The 12,790-nt window shown below is 58.8% G+C and carries 12 protein-coding genes; 5 read left to right on the top strand and 7 right to left on the bottom strand.

Annotated elements, in window-relative coordinates; all coding sequences use genetic code 11:
* The first annotated feature begins 12 nt into the window (after window positions 1–12).
* From SIC19_RS09770 to SIC19_RS09790, 5 genes are all read left to right on the top strand, one after another.
* Window positions 13–618, top strand: coding sequence for a TetR/AcrR family transcriptional regulator (locus tag SIC19_RS09770; protein WP_036207639.1), 606 nt, complete (start codon window positions 13–15; stop codon window positions 616–618).
* 166 nt (window positions 619–784) lie between these two features.
* Entirely contained in the window at window positions 785–2,095 is a 1,311-nt protein-coding gene (locus SIC19_RS09775; RefSeq protein WP_036207642.1) for an NAD(P)/FAD-dependent oxidoreductase, read from the top strand.
* A 51-nt stretch (window positions 2,096–2,146) separates the two neighbouring features.
* Window positions 2,147–3,862 (top strand): potassium/proton antiporter, encoded by a 1,716-nt coding sequence (locus tag SIC19_RS09780; protein WP_127402061.1) that lies wholly within the window; start codon window positions 2,147–2,149, stop codon window positions 3,860–3,862.
* Window positions 3,863–4,079: 217 nt separating this feature from the next.
* On the top strand, window positions 4,080–4,526 hold the full coding sequence (locus SIC19_RS09785; RefSeq protein ID WP_226910032.1) for a L,D-transpeptidase family protein: 447 nt from the start codon (window positions 4,080–4,082) through the stop codon (window positions 4,524–4,526).
* A gap of 223 nt (window positions 4,527–4,749) precedes the next feature.
* On the top strand, window positions 4,750–5,031 hold the full coding sequence (locus SIC19_RS09790; RefSeq protein WP_007154661.1) for an Lpp/OprI family alanine-zipper lipoprotein: 282 nt from the start codon (window positions 4,750–4,752) through the stop codon (window positions 5,029–5,031).
* 65 nt (window positions 5,032–5,096) lie between these two features.
* On the opposite strand, the gene SIC19_RS09795 is transcribed toward SIC19_RS09790, so the two are convergent.
* The 7 genes from SIC19_RS09795 to SIC19_RS09825 form a co-directional block, all read right to left on the bottom strand.
* The gene (locus SIC19_RS09795; RefSeq protein WP_041332783.1) at window positions 5,097–5,891 is read right to left on the bottom strand and encodes a slipin family protein; all 795 of its coding nucleotides are present in this window, start codon (window positions 5,889–5,891) and stop codon (window positions 5,097–5,099) included.
* A 58-nt stretch (window positions 5,892–5,949) separates the two neighbouring features.
* Window positions 5,950–7,422: an NfeD family protein gene (locus tag SIC19_RS09800; RefSeq protein WP_127402060.1), complete on the bottom strand. Its 1,473-nt coding sequence runs from the start codon at window positions 7,420–7,422 to the stop codon at window positions 5,950–5,952.
* A 42-nt stretch (window positions 7,423–7,464) separates the two neighbouring features.
* Window positions 7,465–8,532 carry a L,D-transpeptidase family protein gene (locus tag SIC19_RS09805; RefSeq protein ID WP_127402059.1) on the bottom strand — a complete coding sequence of 356 codons (1,068 nt, stop codon included), beginning with the start codon at window positions 8,530–8,532 and terminating at the stop codon, window positions 7,465–7,467.
* A gap of 44 nt (window positions 8,533–8,576) precedes the next feature.
* Window positions 8,577–9,146, bottom strand: a complete 570-nt coding sequence (locus SIC19_RS09810; protein WP_127402058.1) for a TMEM165/GDT1 family protein — start codon at window positions 9,144–9,146, stop codon at window positions 8,577–8,579.
* A gap of 230 nt (window positions 9,147–9,376) precedes the next feature.
* Complete coding sequence (locus tag SIC19_RS09815) at window positions 9,377–10,768, bottom strand: DHA2 family efflux MFS transporter permease subunit (RefSeq protein WP_036207660.1); 1,392 nt, start codon at window positions 10,766–10,768, stop codon at window positions 9,377–9,379.
* A 39-nt stretch (window positions 10,769–10,807) separates the two neighbouring features.
* Window positions 10,808–11,233 (bottom strand): MarR family transcriptional regulator, encoded by a 426-nt coding sequence (locus SIC19_RS09820; protein WP_036207661.1) that lies wholly within the window; start codon window positions 11,231–11,233, stop codon window positions 10,808–10,810.
* A gap of 190 nt (window positions 11,234–11,423) precedes the next feature.
* A complete protein-coding gene (locus SIC19_RS09825) occupies window positions 11,424–12,707 on the bottom strand; it encodes an MFS transporter (RefSeq protein ID WP_075196356.1) in 1,284 nt (427 codons plus the stop codon).
* Between the last annotated feature and the right edge of the window lie 83 nt (window positions 12,708–12,790).

The following is a 12,790-nucleotide window of genomic DNA, read 5'->3' on the forward strand; positions in this document are numbered from 1 at the left end:
TGGCAGGTACCCATGGCCAGAAACGCTCGTTACGATCGACAAATCGCGCTAGACAAAGCAATGAACCTGTTTTGGGAGCGGGGCTATGCCGGCGCTTCCATGAAGCAGATTGAGCAGGCTCTGGACATGCGCCCTGGCAGCATTTATGCAACCTTTGGCAGCAAGGATGGACTGTTCAGCGAAGCGCTGGCTGCCTATGCACAGAGAAGCGGGCTGGAACTGCGCGAGCACTTGGCTGGAAGTCCGTCGGTGATGGACGGGCTGCAAGAGCACCTTCGTTGCATCGCACGACAGGCCAGCCCCGGCGGCGAGTCGCCATCCCGCGCCTGCATGGTCGTTAAAACCCTGCTCGAAGCCAGTAACACCAATACGGCCATTGCAAACCAGGCGAACTCGATCCTGAGCGCTATTGAGCAGGCCCTGACTGAACTTCTGGAGCAGGCGAAACGCCAGGGCGAGCTGGCACCAGGAACCCATTGTGCCCGGCTGGCAAGACTGCTTCAGGCACAGATCATTGGCCTCCGGTCTTTTGCCCAGCGGGAGATCAGCTCTGAACAGGTCGCTGAGCTTGCCGAAGACATGGCAGCCATGCTCGATCACTATCGTGCCCGCCACTAGACCCCGCCCGCTCAGGGCCTGCCCCGGATATAGGTACTAACGGCGAATTGTCCCTGTCACAACAGTGCGTTAGCATTACCGCTCTGTGTCGTTGCCTTCCCCAGTGAGGACAGCCAAGGGTTTTTGACGAGAGTTCTTGGCTATCTTCACTTCAGGAACCCTTGTCATGGATAATCTACATCACATCGTCGTCGTAGGCGGCGGCGCGGGCGGTCTTGAGCTGGCCACCCGCCTCGGTAACAAACTCGGAAAGAAACGCAAAGCCCGTATCACCCTGGTCGACGCCGGCCTGACCCACGTCTGGAAACCCCTGCTTCACGAAGTGGCCTCCGGCTCGCTTGATGCCAACGCCAACGAAATCAACTACCGGGCCCACGCACGCAAGCATCACTATGAATTCCAGCTCGGGCGCATGAACGGCCTGGATCACAACGCCAGGGAAGTGATCATCGCGCCATTCCACGATGAGGACGGCGGCGAAGTCGTGCCGGAACGTCGCATCGGTTATGACACCCTGGTGATTGCCGTGGGCAGTACAGCGAACGACTTCGGAACGCCCGGCGCCCAGGATCATTGCCTGTTCCTGGACAGCCTCAACCAGGCCCGGCGTTTCCACAACCTGATGCTTAACGCATTTTTGCGTAAGAACCACGATGCCCAATCCGGCAATGGCCATGAACTGCCCATCACCATCATTGGCGCCGGCGCAACCGGCGTTGAACTGGCAGCGGAACTGCGACTGGCTTCCAGGGAACTGCCCATATACGGTATGAATCACCTGCGGCCGGAGGATGTATCCATTACCGTTGTCGAAGCCGCTGACCGCATTCTGCCGGCGCTGCCGGCCCGGCTCTCCGAGGCTGCAACCCGCGAACTGGATCACCAGAATGTCAGGGTGATGACTGGCGAACCCGTCAGCGAAGTCCGCGATGGCGTGGTGGTGCTCAAAGACGGCACTGAAATCGCCTCGGAGATGACCATCTGGGCCGCCGGCATCAAGGCGCCTGCGTTCCTGGCAACACTGGACGGCCTGGAAACGAACCGTGGCAACCAGATCAAGGTGAAGCAAACCCTGGAGGCCACCACGGCTCCGGACATCTTTGCCTTTGGCGATTGCGCCGAGTGCCCCCAGCCCCAGTCAGAACGGCCCGTACCACCGCGTGCTCAATCCGCGCACCAGCAGGCGGACACTCTTTTCAAGACCCTGTGTCATCGACTGGAAGGCCGTGAGGCGGTTCCGTTTGTCTACAACGACCATGGTTCGCTGATCAATTTCAGCCGCTACACCACCGTGGGGAACCTGATGGGGAATCTCTCCGGTCGCAGTATGTACATCGAGGGCAAAGTCGCGCGCCTGTTTTACCTGTCGCTCTACCGCATGCACCAGGTCGCGCTGCACGGCGTCGTTCGAACCGGAATCATCTGGTTGATGGACCGGATAAGCCGGGCCATGCACCCGCGCCTGAAACTGCACTGATCCGCTCGTGACCCTGCTATCATCGAGACATATTCCCAGGCCGGAGCAGGAATGGATCCGCTAGTTACTCTGATCGGCGCTCTGATGCTGGTCATCAGCATCATGCTCAGCCCGCTGTCCAGCAGGCTGGGCATGCCGGTACTGCTGATTTTTCTCGTGGTCGGCATGATCATGGGGGAAGACGGTCCCGGTGGCATCCTCTTCGACGACTTCGAGCTGGCGTTCCTGATTGCCAACCTGGCGCTCGGCGTGATCCTGCTGGATGGCGGCATGCGCACCCGGGCAGAAACCTTTCGTGTCGGTCTCCGCCCGGCATTGGTACTCGCTTCCGTTGGCGTATTCCTGACCGCCTCCGGGGCCGGCCTGGTGGCCTGGTGGGTGTTTGACATGCACTGGCTGACAGCACTGCTGATTGGCGCCATTATCTCCTCCACCGATGCAGCGGCAGTGTTTTCACTGCTTCAGGGGCGCGGCCTTCATTTGAACGAACGGGTCAGTGCAACCCTGGAAATCGAGTCCGGCAGCAACGACCCGATGGCGATTTTCCTGACCCTGATGCTGGTCACCATGATTGAGGCAGGCGGAACATCCGAAGGCTGGATGGCGATGATGATGCTGGTGAAGCAATTCGGCATTGGCGGTGCGGTAGGCGTCGCCGGCGGTTTTATCGTAGTGGAACTGGCCAACCGGGTTCGGCTGACCCCGTCGCTATACCCTTTGCTGGTGGTGGCCGCCGGCATCATGGTGTTCTCCGGCACCAACGCGCTCGGAGGTAGCGGTTTCCTGGCGATCTATCTGGCCGGTGTGGTGGTTGGCAACCGCCCGGTTCGAATGATGCCGATGATTCTCCAGGTTCACGATGGCCTGGCCTGGCTGGCCCAGCTATGCCTGTTCCTGATGCTGGGGTTGTTGGTCACGCCCTCGGAACTGTTGCCTCTCGCCGGGGGCGGTCTGATCCTGGCGCTGGCGCTGATTTTCCTGATCCGGCCGCTGACGGTGATGGCGACACTCTGGCCTTTCGGTTTTAATCGACGCGAGCTGGGCTTTATCAGCTGGGTTGGTTTGCGAGGCGCCGTGCCCATTGTGCTGGCGTTATTCCCGATCATCGCCGGGCTGCCGGAGGCGCAGCTCATCTTCCATGTTGCCTTCTTCATCGTACTGGTGTCGCTGGTGGTCCAGGGGACCACCATGGCGCCACTGGCCAGGAAGCTGCGACTGGAAGTCCCCGCAGGTGAAGATCCCTACCGCCGCCTGCCCCTCGATGTCCCGGCCGCCGGGGACCACGAACTGATGCTGTTCCCGCTCCGGGGCGGTGCCTGGGAGTCACCCAGGCCCCTGGGCCAGCTCCGTTTACCGGACAACACGGCCATCGCTGGCGTTTTCCGCAAACGGACGTGTTATCAGCCCAGCCCGGATATGGAAGTCGCCAGCGGCGATGTACTGGCAATGTTTGCAACGCCAGCGATGCTGTCCGAGCTGGGCAAAGCCCTCAGCGGTCGCCATGCACCCAAATACCTCGCCGAGCGCGCCTTCTTTGGCGACTTCGTGCTCAATGGTGATGCTCTGCTGGGGGATGTGGAGCAGGTCTACGGCATCGAGTTTGACCAGCTGCCCCCAGAATTGTCCCTGGCGGAGTGCTTTGCGCGGCGCACCAAAGGGCATCCGGTGGTGGGCGACAAGGTGGTACTGGGCCCCGTTACCCTGGTCGCAAGGGCAACCGAGGCCGACCGGGTGACGAAGGTAGGCCTGAAAATGGACAACCAATAAAAATCTTTAACAAAAACACTCAAAACCCTGGTTCGATTAACAAAAGTCCTGTGCTATAAAGTGTACAAAGATTAATCATTGACTCCTTATGCTACTGAAAATGTCGATTTCACTCTCCGGCACCGGCCGGTCCTCAGTTGCCATTGCCAGCTTTCTGGCCTTTGCTTTCTCGTTGTTGCTGGCGCCCCTATCCCCGCTATCGGCATCGGAGCTGCCGATGGGTGCCATGGATGAAACGCCGGAAGTCAGCGAGGTTCTGGTTCGCAAGGAAGAGCGCAGGCTTTACCTGCTGTCCGGTGACCAGGTGGTGCGCAGCTACCGTATCGGGCTGGGCGACAACCCCTCGGGGCACAAGCTCTACGAAGGGGATAAGCGCACCCCCGAAGGTAAATATGTGCTGGATTGGCGTAACTCCAACAGCGATTTCTACAAATCCATCCACATTTCCTATCCCAATGCTGAAGACCGCGAGCAGGCTTCTGCCTGGGGGCTCGATCCCGGCGGTAGCATCATGATTCATGGTTTGCCAAACGAAGCCGGTGATATGGCATTCGCTTTCCTCGGATTGGACTGGACCGATGGTTGCATCGCCGTCAGTAACGAGGAAATGGACGAAATCTGGCAATTGGTGGCTGATGGTACGCCAATACGGATTGTCCCCTGACACTGATCCAATCCCCGCTTCATGCGTAGATTCTTGCTGCAATATTAAGTTGTTGTCATAACCTAGGAACTTTTACGTATCCTTAGTTAACATTTCTGTCTAGACTGATTTACACTGTTTGACGATGTCGTTGGCCAAACGCTAACGACCCCGTTTTGACAGAATGTCTGCACCAACGACTTCTGGAACGCAGGAAATAAAACGACCAATAAGGGGATATACAATGCGTAAACTGACGATCGCAGGGTTTGCACTGGCCACCGCACTGACCGCAGGTTGTGCGACAACCGACCAGGGCGCTCTCGACGAAGCAAATGCAACCGCTTCTTCCGCCGAGCAAACCGCTGAAAATGCACTGAACACCGCTAACAGCGCTTCCAGCGCTGCACGCTCCGCTCAGCGCACTGCTGACGAAGCACTGGCTGCCGCCAAGGCTGCCCAGAAGGCTGCTAACGAAGCCAACGAGCGCGCCAAGCGTATGCTCGAGCGTGCCAGCCAGAAGTAAGGCTGTTACGTAAAAAAAGGCCGGGATTCGTCCCGGCCTTTTTTGTGGGCGCCTGGTAGCACTCATCAGGATTCGTCGTTATCGCTCTTCGGCTTCTGTGGTGAGGGCGTTTTGCTCATAAAGGCAGACATCATTTCCATCGGCAGCGGGAACACAATCGTGGAACTGTTGTTGGTGCTCATATCCGCCAGGGTTTGCATGTAGCGCAGCTGCATTGCTCCAGAGTTGGCGGACATAACTTCGGCCGCTTCAACCAGCTTTTTCGATGCCTGCAATTCACCCTCCGCGTGAATCACCTTGGCACGACGCTCCCGCTCTGCCTCCGCCTGACGGGCAATGGCACGAATCATCGACTCATTCAGGTCCACGTGCTTGATTTCAACGTTGGCGACCTTGATGCCCCATTCCTCGGTCTGGGCGTCGATAATACTCTGGATATCCGAATTCAGCTTGTCACGCTCTGAGAGCATTTCATCGAGATCATGCTTACCCAGTACCGAACGCAACGTCGTCTGGGCCAGTTGACTGGTAGCAGAGCCGAAATCCTCGACCCGTATAATCGCACGCTCAGGGTCGACCACCCGGAAATACAGCACGGCATTGACCCGCACGGTCACGTTGTCTTTCGAGATAACGTCCTGGCTTGGCACGTCCAACGCAATAACACGCAAATCCACGCGGGTTATCTGTTGGATACCTGGGATTACGATGATCAGGCCAGGCCCTTTGACACCCTGAAAGCGCCCCAGGAAGAAAACCACGCCACGCTCGTATTCCGGCAGAATCTTGATCGCCGACCCAAGAATCAGCAGGAGCACCACCGTGGGTGCGATATAGGGAATCAGGTCTGTGATGTTCATAAGGCCTCCTTCGTTGGCTTGATCGCCGGGTAACCTGTCAACATTCTCCAGGCCGGCGTCAGGGTTCCGCTTTGTCGGCTTCGACGTACACCGTCAAACCTTCCAATGCAGTCACCCTCAGCTTGTCACCGTTGCCTACTGGGGATTTGCAGGCGGCATTCCAGCGTTCACCGCTCATGCGCACGTGCCCCCTGAAATACCCGTCGTCTTCCTGAAAGTCATCAAGTGCGGTCACTCTCTCGTGGACAATCTGTTCGCTTCCGCTGACCGGGTGCTTCCGGCGCAAGCCGATGAACTTGATGACGGTCCAGAGGATAAAGCCGGCCGCGACCAGTGCCGTGCCACCGATAGTGGGCAGTGAAATCTCCTGATGGCTGCCGTCCATCAGTATGATGGAACCGGCTACAAACGCGACAATCCCCCCTATGCCCAGTATGCCGAAGCTGGGCATAAAGGCCTCGCCGACAATGAAGGCAAGCCCCAACAGAATCAGCGCCAGGCCCGCGTAATTGACGGACAGCACCTGGAAGGCAAACAGTGCGAGGATCAGGCAGATAGCGCCAATCACACCCGGGAATATCGCCCCGGGGTTGGATAATTCGAAGATAATGCCGTAGAAGCCGATGATCATCAGGAAGTAAGCGACATTCGGATTGGTGATCACCGATAGCAGTCGCGTGCGCCAGTCCGGGTCTGCTCGCGTCAATTCAATGTTCGCGGTGGCCAGCGTTTTCTCGCCATTGGCCATTTTCACGGTGCGCCCGTCGATCTGCTGCATCAGGCTGTCCATGTTGTCAGCCACCACATCGACCACGTTCTGCGCCAGCGCTTCTTTGGCGCCCAGGTTGACGGCTTCGCGCACTGCCTGCTCCGCCCAGTCGGCGTTGCGGCCATGTCGCTCCGCCAGGCCACGGATGTAGCTGACGGCATCTTCCAGAACCTTACGCTCCATGGCCGTGCCGCCTCGGCGTTTATCGGAGGCGTCATCCTGCGCCGATTCCTCGTTTCCGGCGCTTTCCTTGTCATCGGGATTGGCATCCCCGGCGTCTTCGGCAGGCTTCTGTTCCTCGGAACCGGGCAGCCCGCCCATCTGGACCGGCGTGGCCGAACCCAGGTGGGTGGCCCCTGCCATGGCCGCCACGTGACTGCCATAGAGAATGTAGGTGCCGGCGCTGGCGGCACGCGCCCCTGCCGGCGACACCCAGGTCACCACGGGTACCTCTGAAGAAAGGATTTCCTTGATGATACCGCGCATGGATTCCATCAGACCGCCAGGGGTATCCATCCGGATAACAAGCAACTCGGCACCTTCGGACTCGGCGCGGCGAATGCCACGCACCAGGTAGTCCATGGTGGCAGGGCCGATAGCCCCGTCGACGGTCAACACAAGACCTGTGGGTGACTCGTCCTGCTGGGCGATAACCGTATGAGACAGAGAGGCCAATGCCAGCACCAGGCCCAGCAGGAACACGGCCAGCCACCAGTGCAGGCGGCCGGAGGGATTGGATTGGTTGGGTCGGTTAGCGATCATCACTCCTCCCCGGATCCGTTCAGCGGATCAGAGCCTTCGGTATCAGAACCAGAGGCGTTGCTTCTCACCTTTATTGCCATCTGGGGTACTTCGCATCGGCCCGGCAGACTCATCCGCGACGCGGGTCAGACGTTCACCCACCATCCGCGGCAGGCCGTCCGCCTGGTCCACAGCCAGTTCAATGGCCATGCGCTTCACTTCCACACCGGGCATTTTCTGGCGGAAGTCTTCCACCTTTTTCTGCACTTGCTTCCACAATTGTTCACGGTCCTGCTGACTGTAGTCTTCTTCAGGGCGGTGTACCTCCAGCCAGACCTCATTACCTTTCAGGCCGATCTTCACGGGCTCATGGATAACCTGCACCGGCGTGCCCTTACTGACTTCGTAGACAAACCGCGATATATCCTCGTTGTACATGCGGAAACAACCGTGACTGACCTGCATGCCCACTCCGAACAACTTGTTGGTACCGTGAATCAGGTACCCTTTCTCACTGAGCATCAGTGCGTGGGACCCCAGAGGATTACCCGGCCCCGGTGGAATCATCCTGGGCAGGTACTCTCCCGCAGCTTCGTATTCGGCACGGATGCTTGCAGGCGGATACCAGGCCGGCGACTCCAGTGGCATGGTCACTTCAGCGTTGGTCAGTGGCGATGGGTTGTCATCGGTGCCTACCCCCACCGGATAGACCTGTACCTTCCCCTCAGTAAAGTAGTACAAACGGTATTCCGCCAGATTGATGATTATGCCCTCGCGCTTTACATCCGGAAGCACGTAGTGCCGGGGCACAGTTATCCGGGTGCCATCACCGGGCAGCCAGGGATCAACACCGGGGTTGGCCTTAACGAGTTCCAGATAACCAAGACTGTTCTGATTGCCAATGGCCGCAAAGGTGTCTTCATAGCGGGTGGTCATCACCGACAGCTCCCCGGCCAGATCCCCGTCAATGGAAAACCGGGGAACACGGGGCTTCTCGGGGGTGTCGCTTTTTCCTTCGGCTGTAGTCAGTTCCTGACCCCCGGCCTGCGCTTCCGTTTCGGCACCAACCACGTTGGCCGACACCAGGGCCAGCAAAACCAGCAGAAAACCTGTCAACTGCGTTCGATACATAGCGTCTCAATCCGATATCCGGTCTGCGGCGACAACAACGCGCTTCAAACCGACGTCAGGGCTGTCCAAACGGTGGCAACAGCCAGAATCACAAATAGAAGACTGGCTCCAACTCTGGCCGTCGCCAGTGGTAACCGCTCCATCAACCATTTACCAGCCATGATAACCGGTATATTAGCTAGCAGCATACCAACGGTGGTGCCCATAATCACCCAGAAGGTGTCCGTATATCGCGCGGCCAGCACCACGGTCGCGATCTGGGTCTTGTCGCCGATCTCCGCCAGGAAGAACATCACCGTCGTGGCCATGAAGGCGCCCATGCCCAGGAACGCCGAATCACCATTGTCATCCTTGTCCGGAATCAACAACCAGAGTGCAATGGCCACGAAGCTGGTAGCCAGGATCCAGGGCAACCAGGCTTGCGGAATCCACTCTGCGATCCAGGCACCCAACAGCGCTGACAAGGCATGGTTCAGCAGGGTGGCGACAAGTATGCCAAGAATGATGGGCGCACGCTTGGCGTAACGGGCAACCAGGAAGAGAGAGAGTAGTTGGGTCTTGTCGCCGATCTCCGCAATGGCGACCGCAAACGTTGAAGCGAGAAAAGCGTCCATGAAAAACTCCGGGGCGGACATTCAGACATGAGACAGCCCACCTTCCGCCCTGGGAGGTGAAACTGCCTCAGGTCTTGCCAATTTCACCAATGTACCGGTGAAACATGATAGCCACGGAGATTGAGCCCCAAGTATGTTGACTACCATCCGCCCCTGGAAACGGGTTCCGTTGCGGAGGCTACTCCCCTGAAGAGTGCCGAAATGTTAATCAATACCTGGGCGGATGGCAACTATACGCGCATTTTCCACACTGGAATGGCCGCCATCGCCACGAATACAGCCACCAGCCACCAGGCTGAATGAAACGCCCCAATAGTGGGGATGCCGCCACTGTGGTCACCAAATTCAATGGTCAGGGCCACGATATTGACGCCAAAGGCCCCACCCAGCTGGCGGGTAAAGTTAATGGTGCTCGAACCGGCACCGAGTTGCTCCGGCGCCAGTGGATTCAGGGCACCCGTTGAGAGGGCTGGCAGCATGAAGCCGATACCGATTCGCCCCAACACGGTCCATAGCGCCAGCCAGCCGAAGGCGAGCTCAATGTCCGATACCGCAAACAACATGGCCGACATGGCGAACAGGACAATGCCGAATATCACCAGCTTACGGGCACTCAGGCGGTCCGCCAGTCTCCCGGCCAATGGAAAGGTCATGCCCAGCACAATGCCTGCTGGCAACATCAGCAAACCGGCTTCGGTGGCGGTGAATTCCAGGGCCGTCTGCACAAACAGGGGTACCAGGTAGGTGGAGCCAAACAAGGCGAGCCCCAACGCCATGGCGCCCACGTTGGCGTAAACGAAGGCCGGATTGCGTAGAAGCTCTATGTTCACCAATGGGTGTCGGGCGCGTCGCTCACGAATCACAAACAGCACCAGGGCGATGACCGCAACAGCGCCCTCGATGGCAATTCGTGCTTCCTGTCCCGCCAGTTCCTGAAGCCGGTTGAGGGTGTCCAGCGACAGACCGATGGCAGCGCCCAGGAGCACCAAGCCAGGAAAGTCAAAACGGTAGGGAGCCGGGCGGGAGACCGGCAGCGGCAGAAAGCGCCATGCCATAAACACCCCGGTCAGGGTGACGGGCACGGGGGCGAACATCACATAGCGCCAGTCCAACTGATCCACCAGGAAGCCCCCGAGAACCGGGCCCAGGGCTGGAGCGAGAATCACACCCATGCCGTAGATACCCATGGCCTGCCCACGACGGTTGCGGGGGAAAATCCGGAACACCAGATACATACCCATGGGCTGCATGAGCCCCGCCATGGCACCCTGGCCAATGCGGGCGGCAATCAACTGTTCCGGGGAGGTGGCAAAACCACCAAGGAGGGAGATCACCGTGAACAGGAACATGGCCGTCGCCAGGGTCTTGCGCACGCCAAAGTGATCCAGAAGCCACGACGAGGCCAGCATGGTGGTGGTCATGGCCGCGATGAACCCGGTGGCCAGCCAGTGCACCTGGCCCTGCCGAATACCGAATTCCAGCATGATGTCGTGCAGGGCAACATTGACCACGGTTGCGCTGAGCACCGTTGCCATGGTGCCCAGCATGACCGTGGCAACCGCCAGCCAACGCCAGCGTTCGCCGTAACGGGCCCTTAACCCCTCAACCGTGTTATCACTCAGACCAAGACCCCTTCAGGCCGAGATATCGACCGCACACCATTACCGTTGCCGCTCCGCATTCTCCAGGATCCTGTGGAACACCTTGACGGCACCTTCGATGTCCCGGTCGCTAATACCCTCCAGCATCTCTTCACGCAGGCGGGCCGCACGCTCGGTCAGGACGTTCATGAATTCGGTCCCGTCCTTGGTAAGGTGAAGACGGCGGGCACGACGATCATTGGGACAGGGACGGCGCTCAATCAGGCCCTGCTGTTCCAGGCTGTCCAGCAATCGCACCAGCGTCGGATTCTCAATGGCCATCAGGCGGGCGAGCTCACGCTGGGTCAGCCCTTCGCCCCCTTGTTGCAGATAGACCATGGTGGTCCAACGAGCCTGGGTGACACCCAGATCCTTAAGGCGTTCATCCAGCAATTTGCGCCAGCGACGGGTGACCCGGGCTACGGCAAAGGGAAACTGATCTCTCATGATCTGGGACTCCGGTAATGGGGTATCGACTGCTGTACTACCTGTAACGAATACCACTGCCGAAACGGTGCAGTGACGGACAACGTTACCAATAGTAAGCTAACCATTACGATAAAAACAGATATGCAAGGTGAAACAAAATTGGGGAAAACCGAGAGACGCGGCCCGATAGGCGAGAAAGACCGGCCTATCAGCCGGTCCTGTGTAGGTCTTCGTGACGCTCCTGAGCCGCTGGTGACTCGTGAAATTCCTCGTTACGGGGGTCCATTTCCGTCAGCACCGGCGAGGTCTCAGGCATGGCAGGTATGAAGTGTTCCTGCTCCGCCACCGGCACGTCTTCCGTGTGGCTGATGCGATAACTGGTGATAATCGCCAACACCACCAGGAAACCGGCGTTGCCGAAGAACAGCCCCCTGGGGCCCAATATGCCCACCAACTCGGCCATCACGATGGGGCCAATGACACTGCCCACGCCGTAACTCAGCAGCAGTGTTGCGCTGGCGGCCACAATACGATTACTTTCCATCCGGTCGTTGGTGATTGCAACCGCGATCGGATACAGCGTGGCCGAGAGGCCCGTAAACAGGCCAACCAGCAGGGTCAGTAGCCACATCCGTTCAGCCCCGAGGATGCCAACCGACACCGCCGCGGTGCCCGCTGCCACCGCCACCCAGAACATGACGCGGCGACGATCAAACCGGTCACACACCAGCCCCAGCGGCCAGGCCAGGAGCATGGCCGCCACAATGGCACTGGCCATGAAGGTGGACACCCGGCTGACCTCCAGACCCACCAGGGTGGCGTATACCGGGCCGAGCGCATAAAAAGAACCGATCATGACACCGCAGATCAGCGCACCGGAAACCCCGGTGAACGACTCACGGGCCAGGGTGAAGAATGACAGTCGCTCGGACTGCTCGATCACCGGGGCATCCATACGTGTCAACGACAATGGAATCAGCGCCAGCGTCAACAGGACAGCGGCGAGCGAAAACGGTATGAACGAAGACGGCTCACCGACGTTGATCAGCAACTGGCCACCGGCGGCGGACAGGTAGAACACAATCTGGTAAACCGCAAAAAGGGCGCCCCGGTTGGCGTTGGTGGCGCGACTGCTGAACCAGCTCTCAATCACCACCAGAACGCCGGCCACACTGAAGCCCGACAAGGCACGCAAAATGGCCCAGAACACCTCGGACACCGCCATGGGATACAGCAGGGCGCACACCGCCGCCATGGCGGCAAAGACCGCGAAAGCCCGGATATGCCCGACACGACCGATGATGAGATGGACGTAGAGCGTACCCAACACGAAGCCAATGGAGTAACACACCAGGATCCAGCCGATAATGTTCGGCGAGACCGCTTCAATACTCAGTCGCACACCCAACAGAGTCATCAGAAAGGCGTTGCCACTGACCAGCAGGACAATACTGAGGATCAGGGCTGAAAGCGAGGTGACCATTCGGGTCATCGGTCTGGCTCCGGCGTACTTTAAACAGGTTGATACAGGAATGTAATGAAACTAGCAGCAACGCCGGAACATTGCAGAGCACG

The organism is Marinobacter sp. MIT930201, from assembly GCF_047122665.1.
Lineage (GTDB): Bacteria > Pseudomonadota > Gammaproteobacteria > Pseudomonadales > Oleiphilaceae > Marinobacter > Marinobacter salarius.

What these genes read in the sequence shown, in the direction of transcription:
- SIC19_RS09770 (WP_036207639.1), top strand. Translation starts at nt 13, where the DNA reads ATGGCCAGAAACGCTCGTTACGATCGACAAATCGCGCTAGACAAAGCA.
- SIC19_RS09775 (WP_036207642.1), top strand. Translation starts at nt 785, where the DNA reads ATGGATAATCTACATCACATCGTCGTCGTAGGCGGCGGCGCGGGCGGT.
- SIC19_RS09780 (WP_127402061.1), top strand. Translation starts at nt 2,147, where the DNA reads ATGGATCCGCTAGTTACTCTGATCGGCGCTCTGATGCTGGTCATCAGC.
- SIC19_RS09785 (WP_226910032.1), top strand. Translation starts at nt 4,080, where the DNA reads ATGGGTGCCATGGATGAAACGCCGGAAGTCAGCGAGGTTCTGGTTCGC.
- SIC19_RS09790 (WP_007154661.1), top strand. Translation starts at nt 4,750, where the DNA reads ATGCGTAAACTGACGATCGCAGGGTTTGCACTGGCCACCGCACTGACC.
- SIC19_RS09795 (WP_041332783.1), bottom strand. Translation starts at nt 5,891, where the DNA reads ATGAACATCACAGACCTGATTCCCTATATCGCACCCACGGTGGTGCTC.
- SIC19_RS09800 (WP_127402060.1), bottom strand. Translation starts at nt 7,422, where the DNA reads ATGATCGCTAACCGACCCAACCAATCCAATCCCTCCGGCCGCCTGCAC.
- SIC19_RS09805 (WP_127402059.1), bottom strand. Translation starts at nt 8,532, where the DNA reads ATGTATCGAACGCAGTTGACAGGTTTTCTGCTGGTTTTGCTGGCCCTG.
- SIC19_RS09810 (WP_127402058.1), bottom strand. Translation starts at nt 9,146, where the DNA reads ATGGACGCTTTTCTCGCTTCAACGTTTGCGGTCGCCATTGCGGAGATC.
- SIC19_RS09820 (WP_036207661.1), bottom strand. Translation starts at nt 11,233, where the DNA reads ATGAGAGATCAGTTTCCCTTTGCCGTAGCCCGGGTCACCCGTCGCTGG.
- SIC19_RS09825 (WP_075196356.1), bottom strand. Translation starts at nt 12,707, where the DNA reads ATGACCCGAATGGTCACCTCGCTTTCAGCCCTGATCCTCAGTATTGTC.